11 protein-coding genes are annotated in these 15,519 nt (G+C 65.9%); 5 read left to right on the forward strand and 6 right to left on the reverse strand.

From position 1 onward, the window contains the following. Positions 1–83 precede the first annotated feature (83 nt). Positions 84–1,175, forward strand: coding sequence for a lipoate--protein ligase family protein (locus M1E07_RS10670; protein ID WP_461190170.1), 1,092 nt, complete (start codon positions 84–86; stop codon positions 1,173–1,175). 74 nt (positions 1,176–1,249) lie between these two features. Here M1E07_RS10670 and pepN read toward each other — a convergent pair whose 3' ends face one another. Next, complete coding sequence (gene pepN, locus M1E07_RS10675) at positions 1,250–3,901, reverse strand: aminopeptidase N (protein WP_461190171.1); 2,652 nt, start codon at positions 3,899–3,901, stop codon at positions 1,250–1,252. A 34-nt stretch (positions 3,902–3,935) separates the two neighbouring features. Continuing rightward, entirely contained in the window at positions 3,936–4,991 is a 1,056-nt protein-coding gene (locus tag M1E07_RS10680; RefSeq protein ID WP_461190172.1) for a YeiH family protein, read from the reverse strand. A gap of 113 nt (positions 4,992–5,104) precedes the next feature. On the opposite strand from M1E07_RS10680, the gene M1E07_RS10685 reads away from it, so the two are divergent. The 3 genes from M1E07_RS10685 (at position 5,105) to M1E07_RS10695 (ending at position 8,499) form a co-directional block, all read left to right on the forward strand. Further along, a complete protein-coding gene (locus M1E07_RS10685) occupies positions 5,105–6,661 on the forward strand; it encodes a circularly permuted type 2 ATP-grasp protein (RefSeq protein WP_461190173.1) in 1,557 nt (518 codons plus the stop codon). Positions 6,662–6,724: 63 nt separating this feature from the next. Next, entirely contained in the window at positions 6,725–7,651 is a 927-nt protein-coding gene (locus M1E07_RS10690; RefSeq protein ID WP_102975536.1) for an alpha-E domain-containing protein, read from the forward strand. Next, positions 7,648–8,499, forward strand: a complete 852-nt coding sequence (locus M1E07_RS10695) for a transglutaminase family protein (RefSeq protein WP_461190174.1) — start codon at positions 7,648–7,650, stop codon at positions 8,497–8,499. The genes M1E07_RS10690 and M1E07_RS10695 overlap by 4 nt, the downstream gene beginning before the upstream one ends. Before the next feature lie 58 nt (positions 8,500–8,557). On the opposite strand, the gene M1E07_RS10700 is transcribed toward M1E07_RS10695, so the two are convergent. From M1E07_RS10700 to glgC, 3 genes are all read right to left on the reverse strand, one after another. Next, positions 8,558–9,025, reverse strand: a complete 468-nt coding sequence (locus tag M1E07_RS10700) for a pyridoxamine 5'-phosphate oxidase family protein (RefSeq protein WP_461190175.1) — start codon at positions 9,023–9,025, stop codon at positions 8,558–8,560. A gap of 16 nt (positions 9,026–9,041) precedes the next feature. Further along, positions 9,042–10,493, reverse strand: a complete 1,452-nt coding sequence (locus M1E07_RS10705) for an SDR family NAD(P)-dependent oxidoreductase (RefSeq protein WP_461190176.1) — start codon at positions 10,491–10,493, stop codon at positions 9,042–9,044. A 95-nt stretch (positions 10,494–10,588) separates the two neighbouring features. Further along, on the reverse strand, positions 10,589–11,998 hold the full coding sequence (glgC, locus tag M1E07_RS10710) for a glucose-1-phosphate adenylyltransferase (protein WP_461190177.1): 1,410 nt from the start codon (positions 11,996–11,998) through the stop codon (positions 10,589–10,591). A 103-nt stretch (positions 11,999–12,101) separates the two neighbouring features. On the opposite strand from glgC, the gene glgA reads away from it, so the two are divergent. Beyond that, positions 12,102–13,307 (forward strand): glycogen synthase, encoded by a 1,206-nt coding sequence (gene glgA / locus M1E07_RS10715; RefSeq protein WP_461190378.1) that lies wholly within the window; start codon positions 12,102–12,104, stop codon positions 13,305–13,307. A gap of 83 nt (positions 13,308–13,390) precedes the next feature. On the opposite strand, the gene M1E07_RS10720 is transcribed toward glgA, so the two are convergent. Further along, positions 13,391–15,505 carry an acyl-CoA dehydrogenase family protein gene (locus M1E07_RS10720; protein ID WP_461190178.1) on the reverse strand — a complete coding sequence of 705 codons (2,115 nt, stop codon included), beginning with the start codon at positions 15,503–15,505 and terminating at the stop codon, positions 13,391–13,393. Positions 15,506–15,519: the final 14 nt, after the last annotated feature.

Raw genomic sequence — 15,519 nt, forward strand, 5'->3', positions numbered from 1 at the left:
CCGCACCGGCAACGGTGCGGGCTTTTCGCGTTAACGGCAGGCCTCGTTTCAGGGCATGGTTCAACTGGGGCAGGATGGGAGATATGAATGCCGCGCCCGTCCCAGCTGCTGATTCCGTCTCCCGCCGGCATGGCGAGTATAAAGTGCCCGGCGGCAAACTCGTGGTGGTGGACCTGGACGTTCTGGACGGCCGGCTCGCCCATGTTTCAGTCAGCGGGGACTTCTTCCTGGAACCCGACGAGGCGCTCCTGGATATCAACCGGGGCCTGACAGGCTTGCCGGACACGACGACGGCGTCCGAGCTTTCCGCCGTCGTCACCGCTTCGTTGCCGGAAGGCGCAGCCCTGTTCGGCTTCTCTGCCGACGCCGTGGCCATCGCGGTCCGGCGAGCCCTGGCGAAAGCCACGTCCTGGGCGGACCACCACTGGAACCTCATTGCGCCCACGGTCCTGCCCACTGAGATCAACGTCGCCCTGGACGAGGTCCTCACTGAGGAAGTGGGCGCCGGCCGCCGCAATCCCACGCTGAGGTTTTGGGACTGGCAGGAGCCGTCAACGGTGATTGGCAGCTTTCAGTCCTACCGCAACGAAGTGGACCCAGCCGGCGTGGCGAGGCACGGCATCAACGTTGTGCGCCGCATCAGCGGCGGGGGAGCGATGTTTATGGAGGCGGGCAACTGCATCACGTACTCGCTTTACCTGCCCCAGACCTTGGTGGACGGGCTCAGCTTTGCCGACTCCTACCCTTTCCTGGACGCCTGGGTTATGGCGGCGTTGGAGAAACTGGGCATCACGGCCTTCTATGTGCCGTTGAACGACATCGCCACGGACCAGGGCAAGATCGGTGGCGCGGCGCAGAAGCGCCTCGCAAACGGCGGCATGCTGCACCACGTCACCATGAGCTATGACATCGACGCCGATAAAATGGTGGAGGTCCTCCGCATCGGCAAGGAAAAGCTCTCGGACAAGGGAACCCGCAGCGCAAAGAAGCGGGTGGACCCCCTACGCCGCCAGACCGGCCTGGCGCGGGCCGAGATCATCGCGGCCATGATGGAAGTCTTCAGCGAGCGGTACGGCGCTACCCCGTCGGAGCTGTCCGAGACAGAACTGGCCACCGCCCGCGAGCGCGTGGCCACCAAGTTCGGCACCGCTGAATGGCTCCACCGGGTTCCTTAGCCGGACACAGTGATTCCGGGCCTCCCACCCAATCGAATGCTCCCTAAGTACCTTTTGAGCGGCGATAAGGGCAGTTACAGAGCAACGGACGGGGTTTCGACGACGGCGGCCTGCGCCGTGAGTGCCCGCAACAGGTGGCTGCGCTGCTCGATGATGATCCTGCGCAGGGCGCGGGGGGCCTCTGCGTTTTCGGTAAGCCATCCGTCCGTCAGGTGAATGACCGGATGGTTGGCAGGTTCCGTCCCCTCCGCGAGGTCCTGCGCCACTGGGTACAGGCCCCGTACGATCCGGCTTGCGATCTCGATGCTCCGCCCATCCCAGACCGCCCGCAGGCACTCAAAGTACGGCTCCACGTAAGGTTCCAGCAGCTCCGCCGGGGCCGTCATGAACCCGGTGATGGTGGCGGTGAGCAGCTGGTTGGAGAGTTTGTTTCCCTGCACCGCCGCGTTCCATGCCGCCGCTTTGACGTCCGGATCAGGCCGGGAAGCCAGCGCCGTGGCGTGGCCGGCGCGTCCGGAGGCCGTGGTGTCGCGCCCCAGTTCGGCGTCGAGTTCCGCCGCCGTCGCCCGACCGTTCGCTGCCAGGGCGTGCCAGAGGTGCCAGCGCAGCTCGGCATCCACTGCCAGGCCTGTCACCGGAGCGGTTCCGTCCAGCAGGCCCTTGAGCCGGGGCAGCATGGCGTCATCGTGCCTGCTGAGGGTGGCAAGCGTACGGGCCCAGGCCAGCTGCTGGTCCGAACCCGGCCTGGCACGGTCCAGTTCTGCGGCGGCGGCTGCCAGGAACGAGGCCCGCACGGCTTTCCTGTCCAGGGCAGGTGTGTAGCGTTCGACGGCGGTGCTGGCGTTGTCGAGGATGTTCAACAGAACGCCGACTCCCGTTTCGGCGGGAGCGAAGGCAACCACCGATTCGACGTACCGCGCTGCCGGGCTCTCACCGTCCCGGGCCGAGTTCCAGAGCGCTGTCCAGCACAGGGCGCGGGCCATTGGATCAACGATACGGTCCAGGGAGGCCAGGACCGTGGCCTCGGATGCCGGGTCGAGCCGGACTTTGGCGTAGGTAAGGTCGTCGTCGTTCACGAGCAGGAGCGCTGGCCGCGGCCGGCCCATCAGTTCCGGGAGCTCTGTGCGGGCACCAGCCACATCGGTTTCGATACTTCCGCTCCGCACCAGGGCGCCGTCGGCGTCAAAATCATAGGAACCCACACGCAGGCGGTGCGGCCGCAGTTCTTCACGTCCGGAGACGGGGTCCGCAGCCTCCTGGACAATGACTACCCGGCCCAGCACGCCGTCGTCGTCCCCTGAATCCGCGGCAACTAGGGTGGCCGTCTCCAGCGACAGCGTGGAGATGCCGGACGTCTGCAGCCACTGCTGCGCCCACCCCGCCAAATCCCGTCCGGAGGAGGCGCTGAGGGCCGCCAGCAGGTCGGCCAGGGACGTGTTTCCGTAGGCGTGCTTGCGGAAGTACTCGCGGGACCCGGCGATAAACGCCTCGAACCCCACGTAGGCCACAAGCTGCTTCAGCACCGAGGCGCCCTTGGCGTAGGTGATGCCGTCAAAGTTCTGCTTGGCGGCTTCCAGGTCCGGGATGTCCGCCACGATGGGATGGGTGGTGGGCAGCTGGTCCTGGACGTAGGCCCAGGCCTTGCGTTTGTTGGCGAAGTTCACCCAGGCGGTGTCCCAATCGGTGGCCTGGTCCACGCCCAGGGTGCCCATGTAGTCCGCGAAGGATTCCTTCAGCCACAGGTCATCCCACCACTGCATGGTCACCAGGTCCCCGAACCACATGTGCGCCATCTCGTGCATCAGGGTGTTGGCCCGGGCCTGGTACTGCGCGTCCGTGGCGCGTGAGGTGAAGACGTAGCTTTCCGTGAACGTCACCAGGCCTGGATTCTCCATGGCACCGAGGTTGTATTCGGGTACGAATGCCTGGTCGTACTTGCCCCAGGGGTAGGGGTAGTCGAAGAGCCGGTTGAAGAAGTGCAAACCGTTTTTGGTGAGCCGGAAGAGTTCGCCGGTGTCGAAGGAGTCCGCCATGGATGCCCGGCAGTACAGGGCGAGCGGCACGTCGAGGGAGGTGCCGTCGTCGAGGGTCGCCTGCCAGCGGTCCTCTGCTTTGAAGTAGGGCCCGGCCAGCAGGGTGGTGATGTACGTGGACATGGGTTTGGTTTCGGCGAACTCCCAGCGTGCCGTGGCGGGGTCATTGGAAAGGACGGTCCGTCTGACTTCCGCGCCGTTGGAGGCCACGTGCCATCCGGCGGGTGCCGTTACCTGGAAGGTATAGGCGGCTTTGAGGTCGGGCTGTTCGAAATTAGCGAAGACCCGGCGGGCGTCAGCGGGCTCGTACTGGGTGTAGAGGTAGCACTGCCCGTCGGCGGGATCCACGAACCGGTGCATACCCTCGCCGGAGCGGCTGTACAGCGCTGTTCCGGTGACAGCCACCTGGTTTTCGGCCTGCAGGTGGTCCAGCCTGATCCTGGCGCCCTCCACCACGTCCTCCACGCGGAGTTCGCGGCCGTTCAGGATCACGCTGTACACGTCGCCGATGAAATCCAGGAACGTGGAGGCCCCAGGCTCCGAAGCAGTGAATGAGATGATGCTGAGGCTCGGATAGCCTGCCACATCCGGATCAGCGGCCTGGCGCACGTCCAGCGAAACGTTGTAGCTGGTGGTGCTGATCAGGGCTGAACGTTCGGCGGCTTCGTTGCGCTGCAGATTCTCATTTGACACTCAGCTATCTAATCACGGGGCTGTTTCTTAACAATCACCCGGCGATCAGCACGGCGGCCGCCAGTCCCAGCAGGGCAATCAGGAGCCAGGAGGCCAGCGCTGCCAGGAGCGCACGCCCGCCCGTGTGAAGGAGCAGCCGGATCCGAACAGCGGAGCCCAAACCGAACAGTGCGGCGCCCAGCAGAATGTCCTGCAGCGCTGCGCCCGCTTCCAGCCATCCTGCCGGAAGCCAGCCGGTGGAGCGGAGGCCCACCATGGCGACGAAGCCCAGGACAAACAGGGGCACCACCGGCGGCAGCTTCGCGTGCCCGGCGCCCATGCGCGGGGAGGGTTTCGCTGTCAGGCGCTGGTGGGCGCCCGCGATCGCCGCGACGGGTGCCAGCAGCAGCACCCGCGTGAGCTTGACGACGACGGCGATGCCGAGTGCCGCGGTCCCGGCGGTTTGCGCCGTGGCCACCACCTGGCCGACGTCGTGCACCGAGGCGCCAATCCATGCGCCAAAAACCGGCGCGCTGAGCTGCAGGGGATGCACCAGGAGCGGCATGAGCCCGATCGCCAGGGTCCCACAGAGCGTCACCAGCGCCACCGGCAGGACGGTGTCCACGTGCCTGATGCGGCGGACGGCGGCCATCGCACCGATGGCGGAAGCGCCGCAGATCGAAAACCCTGTAGCCACCAGGAGCGACGTCACCGGCGGAAGCCTGAACAGCCGGGAGATCAGGTAGGTTCCGCCGAAGCTCGCGGCCACCACCGCCGCGATCAGCACCAGGGCAAGCCAGCCCAGTCCCAAAATGTCCATAACACTCACCTTCAGGCCCAGCAGGACAATGCCGCCGCGCATCAGGTGCTTTCCCGCGAAGTCCAGCCCCGGGCGGGCCCTGCCGGCAGTCCAGACTCCCGTCACCGGCAGGTTGGCCGCCAGGACGCCCAGGACCACGGCCAAAGTCATGGCCGGGAGCACGGGAACGAGCCAGTGGACCAGGAAGGCGCCGGCGAGTGCAACAGCTGCCGTGGCCAGGCCCGGAAGCAGCCGGTCAGTGCCTCCGGGAATGCCCGGACCGGGGGAGGGGAAGCTTCTGCGGACTGGCACTCACCTACTGTGCCGGAAATGACACGGGATGCACGAACCGGACCACCTCCACCAACACGCCACAATGGATGGCAGTAATGAATTCGAAACAAAAAGATGGTTGGCTATTGAACATGTCAGACCTATTCCAGGATTACTCCGTGGCCGCCGGCCGCACCGGAGCCTACGACGAGATGTTCGCCCCCGGGCAGCAGGCCCGGGGCTCTTATGAACAGGTGGCGGACGCCCTTCGCAAGCTCTCCCTTGCCGATGTGAGCGCCCGTGCCGACTCGATGGCGCGCACGTTCCTGGACCGTGGTGTCACCTTCGACTTCGCCGGCGAGGAGCGCCCCTTCCCGCTCGATATCGTTCCCCGGGTCATTCCCGCAGCGGAATGGGACGTGCTGGAACGCGGGGTCGCCCAGCGCGTACACGCGCTTGAGGCCTTCCTCAATGACGTCTACGACAAGATGAACGTGGTGTCCGACGGCGTGATCCCCCGGCAGCTGGTGACCACCAGCGCGCACTTCCACCGCCAGGTTCACGGTTTTGAGCCAGCCGGCGGCGTCCGGGTGCACATCTCGGGCATCGACGTCGTCCGGGATGCAGCAGGAACTTTCCGTGTCCTCGAGGACAACGTGCGCGTACCGTCCGGCGTGAGCTACGTCCTGGAGAACCGGCGCGCCATGGCCAAAGGCCTGCCCGAAGCGTTTGGCCAGCAGCTCATCCGCCCGGTGGAGGAGTACCCCCGCCGGCTCCTCTCGGCCCTTCGCAAAACCGCGCCCGCCGGCGTGGACGACCCCACCGTCGTAGTCCTGACGCCCGGTGTGTTCAACAGCGCCTACTTCGAGCACACCCTGCTCGCCGGCCTGATGGGTGTGGAACTCGTGGAGGGCCGCGACCTCATCTGCCGCGGAAACCGCGTCTACATGCGCACCACCGCCGGCGAGCAGCGGGTAGACGTCATCTACAAACGGATCGACGACGACTTCCTGGACCCCCTGCAGTTCCGGGCCGACTCCATGCTCGGCTGCCCGGGACTCGTCAACGCCGCCCGCGCAGGCGGCGTGACCATCGCCAACGCAGTGGGCAACGGCGTTGCGGATGACAAACTGGTCTACAGTTACGTCCCTGACCTCATCCGCTACTACCTCAATGAGGAACCCATCATCGCGAACGTGGACACCTTCCGTCTTGAGGAGAAGGAAGCCCGCGAGTACACCCTGGACAACCTGTCAGAGCTTGTGGTCAAGCCGGTGGACGGCTCCGGCGGCAAGGGCCTGGTTATCGGCCCGGACGCCTCCAAGGACGAACTCGACGCCCTCCGCCAGCGGGTCATCGCCGACCCCCGCGGCTGGATCGCACAGCCGGTGCTGCAGCTCTCCACCGTGCCCACGCTGGGCGGGGACAAGTTCGGCCCCCGCCACGTGGACCTGCGGCCCTTCGCAGTGAACGACGGCGACAACGTCTGGGTGCTGCCCGGCGGCCTCACCCGCGTGGCACTCAAGGAAGGCTCGCTGATCGTGAACTCCAGCCAGGGCGGCGGATCCAAGGACACCTGGGTTCTTGCCGATTCGCCCCAGGTGCCGGTGGAAACCCTGCCCCGGCCGTCCATTTCGGTACGCGAACGGGTGTCCGTGTGGCCCGTGGAGAGCAACTGGCGCGACCGCCAGTCGGAGCAGCAGCAGTGAACCGGGTGCTGATTCAACGAGTGACTTTTTTTCCAGTGTCGGGCCCGCAGGAGGTAGCCGCGAATGCTTAGCCGTATTGCCGAGTCCCTTTTCTGGATCGGCCGTTATGTGGAGCGGGCCGATGGCACGGCGCGCATCCTCGATGTGCACCTGGAGCGGTTGAACCACCTGCCCATGGACGAACGAAAAAGCGTAGCTCAGGAACTCCTGGCGGTTATGGGAGCCCGCCCGCAGAGCGAGGACTTCGGCCTGCCGGAACTGCTCCATGCCCTGGCATACGACAAAACCAGCGCCACCTCCATCGCCGGCTCCCTGGGAGCGGCACGTGAAAACGCCCGCCGCGCCCGCGAAACGGTGTCCTCCGGCCTGTGGGAGAGTCTCAACACCACCTACTACGGGCTGAGCCAGCACCGCAAGGACGTGGTGGGCACCTACCGGTTCTGCAACTGGACGCTGGAACGCACAGCCATGGTGAGCGGCCTGGCGGACACCACGGTGAGCCATGACGAAAGCTGGCTGTTCCTTGTGCTGGGACGCTCCCTGGAGCGCGCCGACATGACTGCCCGTATGCTGTCCACCCGCGACGTCCTGTCCGCAGGCATGTCCTGGGTCAACATGCTCAGGTGCGCCGGCGCCTACGAATCCTTCCTGCGCACCCGCCGGGCCGCCTTCGGCGACCAGCACGCCGCCGAGTTCCTGCTCCTGGACCGGCTGTTCCCGCGGTCCATTGTGTACGCGCTGCGAGATGCCGACGAGTGCCTCGCAAAACTGGATCCCTCCGCCCAGCGCGTGGGCTTCATCAACGACGCCCGCCGGATCGTGGGCCAGGCCCGCACGTTCCTTGAGTTCCACCGCACGGACGACCTGATGTCCGAGCTGCCCGAACACATGGAACGCGTGCAGAAGGCAGTGTCCCAGGCTTCCGATGCCATTTCCCGTAAGTACTTCAATCAGGCGGATGAACTGGCCTGGGTGGGAGAAGTTTCATGACCCGGCTGAGCATCGTTCACAAGACCGCGTACAAGTACAACAAGCGGGTCACGCTGTCCTACAACGAGGCGCGGATGACACCCCTGACGGATTCCCAGCAGGTGGTGCTGGAATCGGTGGTCAAGGTCTCGCCGTCGCAGGCCGCAGTGAGCACCTACCGCGACTACTGGGGGACCAGGGTCACGGCCTTCGACATGCAGATGCCGCACGAGCACCTCGAAGTGCTCTCCAACATCACGGTAGAAGTGCACCGCGCGGAGAAGATCCCCTCCGAGTCGGACATCGTGGGCTGGGACGTCCTCGCCGCACCCGAGACACTCAACACGTTCAGCGACTGGCTTCCCCAGTCCAGGCTGAGCGGTCCCGGCGACGAGGTCCTGGGCATCATCCCCGGCGTGGTGGCGGACAAAAACCCGCATGACGCAGCCATGGCCGTTTTCGAATGGATGCGCGGCGAGATGACCTACATGTCCGGTTCCACGGCCGTCACCACCAACGCCGAGGAGGCCTGGGGCCAGCGCCAGGGCGTCTGCCAGGACCTCGCGCACCTTGCCATCGGTGCACTGCGGAGCTGCGGCATTCCTGCCCGGTACGTCTCAGGTTATTTGCACCCCCGTTCCAGCGCGGGCATTGGGGAGACGGTGGCCGGGCAGTCGCACGCCTGGCTGGAGTTCTGGGACGGCGACTGGCGGAGCTGGGATCCCACCAACCACAAGCCGGCCGGTGACTTCCACGTCACCGTGGCCCGGGGGAGGGACTACCGTGACGTGTCCCCGCTCAAAGGCATCCTGTCCGGTGGCGGCGGGTCCGCATTGAACGTCAGCGTGGAGATCACCCAACTGGCCTGACCGTACGCAGGGCGCCTGAACCGGTGCCCTGCGGACCTGCTTGATGTGGCGCCCGCGCCTACTCGGGCGATGCCTTTGCGGCGCCGCTGAGCTGGGTCCACCAGGTGACGGGCTCGGTTACCCTGAAACGCCGGCCGGTAATGCTGTCCGGAGTGATGCGCACGAACGCGTCCTTCTTCCCGGCCTGCCAGGGAAACAGGTACAGCTGCATGGTCTCCATAATGTGCTCATTCCCGGTGATGACGTCGGCAGCACCCTTAACCACAACGCTCCAGGCGAGCCCGGTGTCCGGATCCACGCCGTCGGCCTCCAACGCCACGGCGGCTCCTTCCGACGCTGCGGCCAGCTTTGTGCCTTCGCCGGAGCGGAAAATCAGCGTCCCTCCGTCCACCGTGTAGTTGATGGGGAAGATGTCGGGCCGTCCGTCCGCCAGGACCGCAAGCCTGCCCACGGACACCGTCCGCAACATGGCCCAGCACTCGTGGTGTTCCAGATTCTGTACGTCGGGGGAGGTCTCGCGGCTCATGCCGCCGAGCTTACGCCTACCAGGGGCTTGGCTTGTAGTCCTTGAGGAACACCCCGTACTGGTCCTCGCCGTGCTCGCCCATCACGATGGGGTCGTAGACCCGCGCGGCCCCGTCCACCAGGTCCAGGGGTGCGTGGAAGCCTTCCTCCATAAGCCGGACCTTGGTGAAGTGGGGACGTTCGTCGGTGATCCAGCCCGTGTCCACGGCGGTCATCAGGATGCCGTCGGTGTCCAGCATTTCCTGGGCGCTGGTGCGGGTCATCATGTTCAGCGCCGCTTTGGCCATGTTGGTGTGCGGGTGGCCGGGGCCCTTGTAGGCGCGTGAGAACTGGCCCTCCATGGCGGAGACGTTGACGATGTACTTCCGGGCCGCAGTGGACTGTTTCATGGCCGGGCGGAGCCGGCTGACCAGCAGGAACGGGGCCGTGACGTTGCAGAGCTGGACCTCAAGCATTTCCAGCGGGTCCACCTCGTCCACTACCTGCGTCCAGCTGTTGATGGTGGCCAGGTCCGGAACCAGCCCGCCGGCGTCGATCGCCGTTCCCGAGGCGATGCGCTCCAGGGAAGCGGAACCGGTGGAGAGCGCCAGTGAGGTGATGGCGTCACCGGCGAGGACCGGATGCTCGGTGACGCTGCTGGCCAGGGTCAGCGGGTGTTTGTCGTGGGCGTGGCCGAAGGTCACAAGCTCGGGGCCACCGTTGGCCTGCTCGAGGGCGGCGGGAAGCGGTTCGTCCTCCGCGTCCACCAGTGGCTTGTAGGCGTTGCCGGACCGGCGCACCGTCTGGGCTGCGTTGTTGATGATGATGTCCAGCGGGCCGGCCTCGTTGAGCGAGTCCGTCAGGGCCATCACCTGGGCGGGGTCGCGCAGGTCGATGCCCACGATGCGGAGCCGGTGAAGCCACTCGCCGCTGTCCTCCATGGCGGCAAAGCGGCGGGCGGCGTCCTTGGGGAACCGTGTGGTGATGGTGGTGTGAGCGCCGTCGCGGAGCAGCCGGAGCGCTATGTACATGCCGATCTTGGCGCGTCCGCCGGTGAGCAGGGCGCGCCGGCCCGTCAGGTCGGTGCGGGCGTCGCGCTTGCCGTGGTTGAATGCAGCGCACTCGGGGCAGAGCTGGTGGTAGAAGGCGTCCACCTGGGTGTAGTGCTGCTTGCAGATGTAGCAGGGGCGGGACCGGATGAGGTGGCCGGCCACCTTGCCAGTGGCGGAGGGAGCCAGCTTGTTTCCGCGGGTTTCGTCGTCGATCCGGTCCGGGGCTGCGGTGGCCGTCTGGGCGAGCACTGCCCGGTCGGCCTCGGAGATCAGGTCCCGCTTGGTGACGCGGCGGTGCCGCTTGACAGCCTTGAACATCTTGCCGGTGGCACGGCGCACCGAAACGTAGTCCGGATGCTCCTCGTCGTAGGCGTGGATCGTGTTGAGGACCTTGAGGCAGGCTTGGATTTCCTCAGGCGTCAGATCGGGGGAGCTCATTAGGCCAATTTTACAGGCTGGGATTGCCTGCCGGCCCCACCATCAACAGGGCCGGCAGCGGGGGAGCGCCCGGCAGGAGCGCTCCCTGCAAGCAATCAGGAAATGCTCGCGCCGGGCGCCATTTCCGCCGCTGCCGCGGCGTGCGTCTTGGCAACCTTGTCAACGGACTCGCGGACGTCAGGGTACTGCGCGGCTGCGGCCTTGACGGCGTTCGGCACAAGGTGCAGGTTGGCGGCCGCGAGCTTGCGCTCTTCTTCGCCGGGCTCGGGGACTTCCTGGCCCTTGGACAGCACAGTAATCCCGGAATCGGTGACTTTGAAGCCGCGGGCGCGGTCCAGGTCCGGGTCCAGCCCAATCGCGGCTCCCGCCGGCACCTTGACGTTCTTGTCGATGATGGCCCGATTGATGACGGCGCCCTCGCCGATCTGCACTTTGTCCATCAGGACGGAATCGATGACCCGGCTGCTGGTGGCCACGTAGACATCGTTGGAGAGGACGGAGCCTTCCACCACACCACCGGAGATCACCACACCGCTGGACACGATGGAGTCCAAGGCGGTGCCCACCGTGTTGTTCTGGCCCCGGACGAACTTGGCCGGCGGGGAGATGCTTTGCCGGGTATAGATGGGCCATTCGGAGTTGTACAGGTTGAAGACCGGCAGCGGGGAGATGAGGTCCATGTGGGCGTCGTAGAAGGAGTCGATGGTGCCGACGTCGCGCCAGTATGTGCGGTCCCGCTCGGTGGAGCCGGGGATGTCGTTGAGGGTGAAGTCGTAGACGTCCGCTTCGCCCTGGTTGACGAAGTAGGGGATGATGTCGCCGCCCATGTCGTGCTTGGTGTCGAGCCGCTCGGCGTCCACGTGCAGCGCCGCAACCAAAGCGTCGGCGTCGAAGACGTAGTTTCCCATGGAGGCAAGGAACTGCGAGGGGTCGGCCGCGAGCCCGGGGGTGGTGGCGGGCTTTTCCACGAAGGCGGCGATCTTCTGGGGATTGTCCTGGTCCACTTCGATCACGCCGAACTGGTCGGCCATGTTCAGCGGCTGCCGCACTGCGGCCACCGTTGCCTTGGCGCCGCTGTGGACGTGCTGGGCCACCATCTGGGCGAAGTCCATGCGGTAGACGTGGTCCGCGCCAACAACCACCACGATGTCCGGGTTGGCGTCGTGGATAAGGTTCAGGGACTGGTAGATCGCGTTGGCGCTGCCGAGGAACCAGCTCTTGCCCACACGCTGCTGCGCCGGGACCGAGGCTACGTAATTGCCCAGCTGGGTGGACATCCGCCAGGTTTCGGAGATGTGGCGGTCAAGGCTGTGGGACTTGTACTGGGTGAGTACGACGATCTGAAGGTAGCGGGAATTCACCAGGTTGGACAGGGCAAAGTCGATCAGACGGTAGCTTCCCGCAAAGGGCACCGCGGGCTTCGCCCGGTCTGCCGTCAGCGGCATAAGCCTGTTTCCCTCGCCGCCCGCGAGGACTATGGCCAGGACTCTTTTGTTCAACGGCATAATTGGTCGCTCCTGTACGCCTTCGTAACTCCCCAAGACAGTCCGGCATGCCCGGACTCCTTCACACTAGAACAGTTAAGCGTGAAGGACTACCTTGGTGCTTGTGCGAATAGACATTGTGACTAAAGAGTTCCCGCCCGAGATCTACGGCGGCGCCGGGGTCCACGTGGCCGAATTGAGCAGGGTGCTTAGTAAGCACGTTGACCTGCAGGTTCGTGCTTTTGGTGCTCCCCGCGACGCCGACTATCATGGCGCCGGGGTGACCTCCTACTCGGTGCCGGAGGACCTGGGGTCAGCCAACGCCGCTGTCCAGACGCTCGGGGTAGACCTGCGGATCGTCCCCGACGTCGAGGGCGCGGACCTGGTCCATTCGCATACCTGGTACGCCAACATGGCCGGCCACCTCGCGTCGCTGCTCCACGGGATTCCGCATGTTCTCAGCGCCCACAGCCTCGAACCGCTCCGTCCCTGGAAGGCAGAGCAGCTCGGCGGGGGCTACGCCCTGTCCTCCTGGGTGGAGAAGACCGCCTACGAGGCCGCCGCGGCCATCATCGCCGTGTCGGAGGGCATGCGGCAGGACATCCTGCGCAGCTATCCCGAGGTGGACCCGGCAAAGGTGCGGGTGGTCCACAACGGCATCGATGTCGAGCTGTGGAACCGCGACGAGAACAGCGACGCCGTCCGAGCGCTGGGTATTGATCCGGACCAGCCCAGTGTCGTCTTTGTGGGGAGAAACACCCGTCAGAAGGGGGTTCCCTACCTTCTGCGGGCTGCCGCCAAGCTGCCCGCCGATGTCCAGCTGGTCCTCTGCCTGGGCGCCGCCGACACTCCGGAGCTGGCCGCCGAGACTGCCCGCCTGATCGAGGAGCTTCAGCGGGAGCGCACCGGCGTTGTCCTCATTGAACGCATGCTGCCCCGTAACGAGCTCATCCAGGTGCTCAGCCACGCCACAGCCTTCGCCTGCCCCTCCATCTACGAACCGCTAGGCATCGTGAACCTCGAAGCAATGGCCTGCGGCGCAGCCGTTGTGGCCAGCGCCACCGGCGGTATTCCGGAGGTGGTGGAGCACGGCCGGACCGGACTCCTCGTGGACCTGGAGCAGGTGACGGACGGCACCGGGACGCCCCTTGACCCGGAAAAGTTCGTCACCGAATTCGCCGCCGCCCTCACCGAGGTGGTCTCGGACCCGGAACGGGCCCGCGCCATGGGTCAGGCCGGCCGGCTGCGCGCCGAACAGCACTTTTCCTGGGAATCCATCACCGAAACCACCCTGGAGGTGTACCGCTCGGTGCTGCCGGCGCAGGGCTGACCGGCTTCTCGAAAGGAACGACGACGGCGCCGCCCCCTCGCAAGGGGAGCGGCGCCGTCGTCGTTCCTGCCCTCAGGTGACGGTCAGTTGCGCTTCCCTGCGGCGGCGCGGGCGAGCAGCATCTTCTCGTCCACAGGTGCGTGGCCGCTGGCGCGCTGGCTTCTAAGGTAGGCCCGCGCCTCGTCCTGCCGCTCTTTTTCGGCGCCGGTGGAGATTTTCGCCCGTACGTGCTGTTCGCTGTAACCGAAGGCGTCCACAAGGTCCACGGCATGCGGGCGGAGCTTCATGAGCAGCCGGTTGATGTACTCGCCCACCGTGCGGCCCCGCTGCATGGAAAGGCGGCCGTTCATGAGGTACCAGGACAGGTTCTTTTCGATCAGGGAAAGTCCGAACAGGTCCCGCAGCCAGGTCAGCACGATCTTGGTGCCGGGGTCGGCGACGTCGCGGAGCGCGTCCGTGAACGCCTCCCACTGAAGCAGCTCGGCGTGCGCCTGGGCGGCGTCGATAAGTTCATTCTGGTGCCGGTTGAACAGGGCCGCCCCCTTCTCCTGCGACAGCCGGCCCGTTCCCTTGAGCGCTGTTGCAGCCTCCGCCACCATGGTCTGCACCCGGTCGGTGAGGAGCGCACGCTGGCCCTCTTCGTCGCGGAGGGCGATCGCTGCCTTCTGAACGGACCCGGTGTCAGCCATAAACTGGGCCACCTGGCGCAGGCCTGTGCGGTGAATGGCCGTTCCGGTCGCCTGGCCCACGACGTAACGCGCCAGCACCCCGAAGTCGACGCTCCGGAATTCCTTGGCGTAGTCAGCCAGGAGCCGTTTGGCGACGAGCTGCAGCAGCACCGTGTTATCGCCTTCAAAGGTGGCGTAGACGTCAAGGTCGGCCCGCAGTGACGCGAAGCGGTTCTCGATCAGGAACCCGGCACCGCCGCAGGCTTCGCGGCATTCCTGCAGGGTGTCCAGTGCGTGCCAGGTGCTCAGCGGCTTCAGGGCGGCGGCGAGGGTTTCGAGGTCCTGGCGGTCTTCGTCAGTATCGTGGGCACCGGAGAACACGTCGTCGAACTTTTCCAGCAGCTGCTCGTGGGCAAAACTGGCAGCGTAAGTGGTGGCCAGCCGTGTGAACAGGCGCTTCTGGTGGCGCTGGTAGTCGAGGAGCACTTCCTCTTCGGTGTGGGAGGAGGCGTTGAACTGGCGGCGTTCGGTGGCGTACTGGATGGCCGCCTTCAAAGCCACCTTGGATGCCGCCACGGCCGCGCCGTCGAGGGACACACGGCCCTGCACCAGGGTACCCAGCATCGTGAAGAAACGGCGGCCCGGGCTGGCGATGGGGGAGTTGTACTGTCCGTCGGCGTCCACGTCGCCGTAGCGGTTGAGCAGGTTGGTCCGCGGGATCCGGACGTGGGTGAAGTGCAGCCTGCCGTTGTCGATGCCGTTGAGGCCACCCTTGATGCCGTCATCCTCGCCGCCGATGCCGGGCAGGAATTCCTTCGTCGTCGGGTCCCTCAGGTCCACGTAGAACGCGTGTACTCCGTGATTGACGCTCCGGGTAACCAGCTGGGCGAACACCACCGCGCCAAGGCCGTCCGTGGCGGCGTTACCGATGTAGTCCTTCCAGGCCGCCCGGAACGGCGTGTGCACTACGAATTCATCGGACGAGGGGTCATAGGTGGCGGTGGTGGCGATGCTGGCCACGTCTGAGCCGTGGCCGGTCTCAGTCATCGCGAAGCAGCCCGGGATTTCCAGGTTCATGATGCCGGGAAGCCACTTGGCGTGGTGTTCGTCGGTGCCCAGGTGCATCACGGCGGAGCCGAAGAGCCCCCATTGGACACCCGCCTTGATCTGCAACGAAGGGTCCGCCACCACCAGCTCCTCAAAGCCGGCGATGTTCCCGCCGTGGTCATCGGAGCCGCCCAGCGACTCGGGGAATGCCCGGTGCACTGCCTCGTTCTCCACCAGGTATTTCAACTGCCCGAACACCCGGGCACGGTGTTCAGTGTGCGTCAGGCCTTCAATCTTGTGCAGCTCCGGCTGGGCAGCGAGGCTCCTGGCCCGAAGCCGGGCAGTGGCCCACTTGCCGAGGAGCTGTTCACCCAAGGCGTCGACGTCGACGGCAGGCTGTGCGGACGTTGTTGCGGAGCCGGCGGCGGCCGCTGTGGCGGGGCGTTGCCGGCTTCCGGCGGGACGGTCCACTAGTTCAGTCATGTCAATGTCCTTCG

It is taken from the genome of Arthrobacter sp. Z4-13 (genome assembly GCF_054792705.1).

Bases quoted from the DNA above. Each gene is read 5' to 3' on its own strand.
- M1E07_RS10690 (WP_102975536.1), top strand. From the start codon at position 6,725: ATGCTTAGCCGTATTGCCGAGTCCCTTTTCTGGATCGGCCGTTATGTG.
- glgC (WP_461190177.1), bottom strand. From the start codon at position 11,998: ATGCCGTTGAACAAAAGAGTCCTGGCCATAGTCCTCGCGGGCGGCGAG.
- M1E07_RS10700 (WP_461190175.1), bottom strand. From the start codon at position 9,025: ATGAGCCGCGAGACCTCCCCCGACGTACAGAATCTGGAACACCACGAG.
- M1E07_RS10685 (WP_461190173.1), top strand. From the start codon at position 5,105: ATGTCAGACCTATTCCAGGATTACTCCGTGGCCGCCGGCCGCACCGGA.
- M1E07_RS10720 (WP_461190178.1), bottom strand. From the start codon at position 15,505: ATGACTGAACTAGTGGACCGTCCCGCCGGAAGCCGGCAACGCCCCGCC.
- M1E07_RS10705 (WP_461190176.1), bottom strand. From the start codon at position 10,493: ATGAGCTCCCCCGATCTGACGCCTGAGGAAATCCAAGCCTGCCTCAAG.
- M1E07_RS10695 (WP_461190174.1), top strand. From the start codon at position 7,648: ATGACCCGGCTGAGCATCGTTCACAAGACCGCGTACAAGTACAACAAG.
- M1E07_RS10670 (WP_461190170.1), top strand. From the start codon at position 84: ATGAATGCCGCGCCCGTCCCAGCTGCTGATTCCGTCTCCCGCCGGCAT.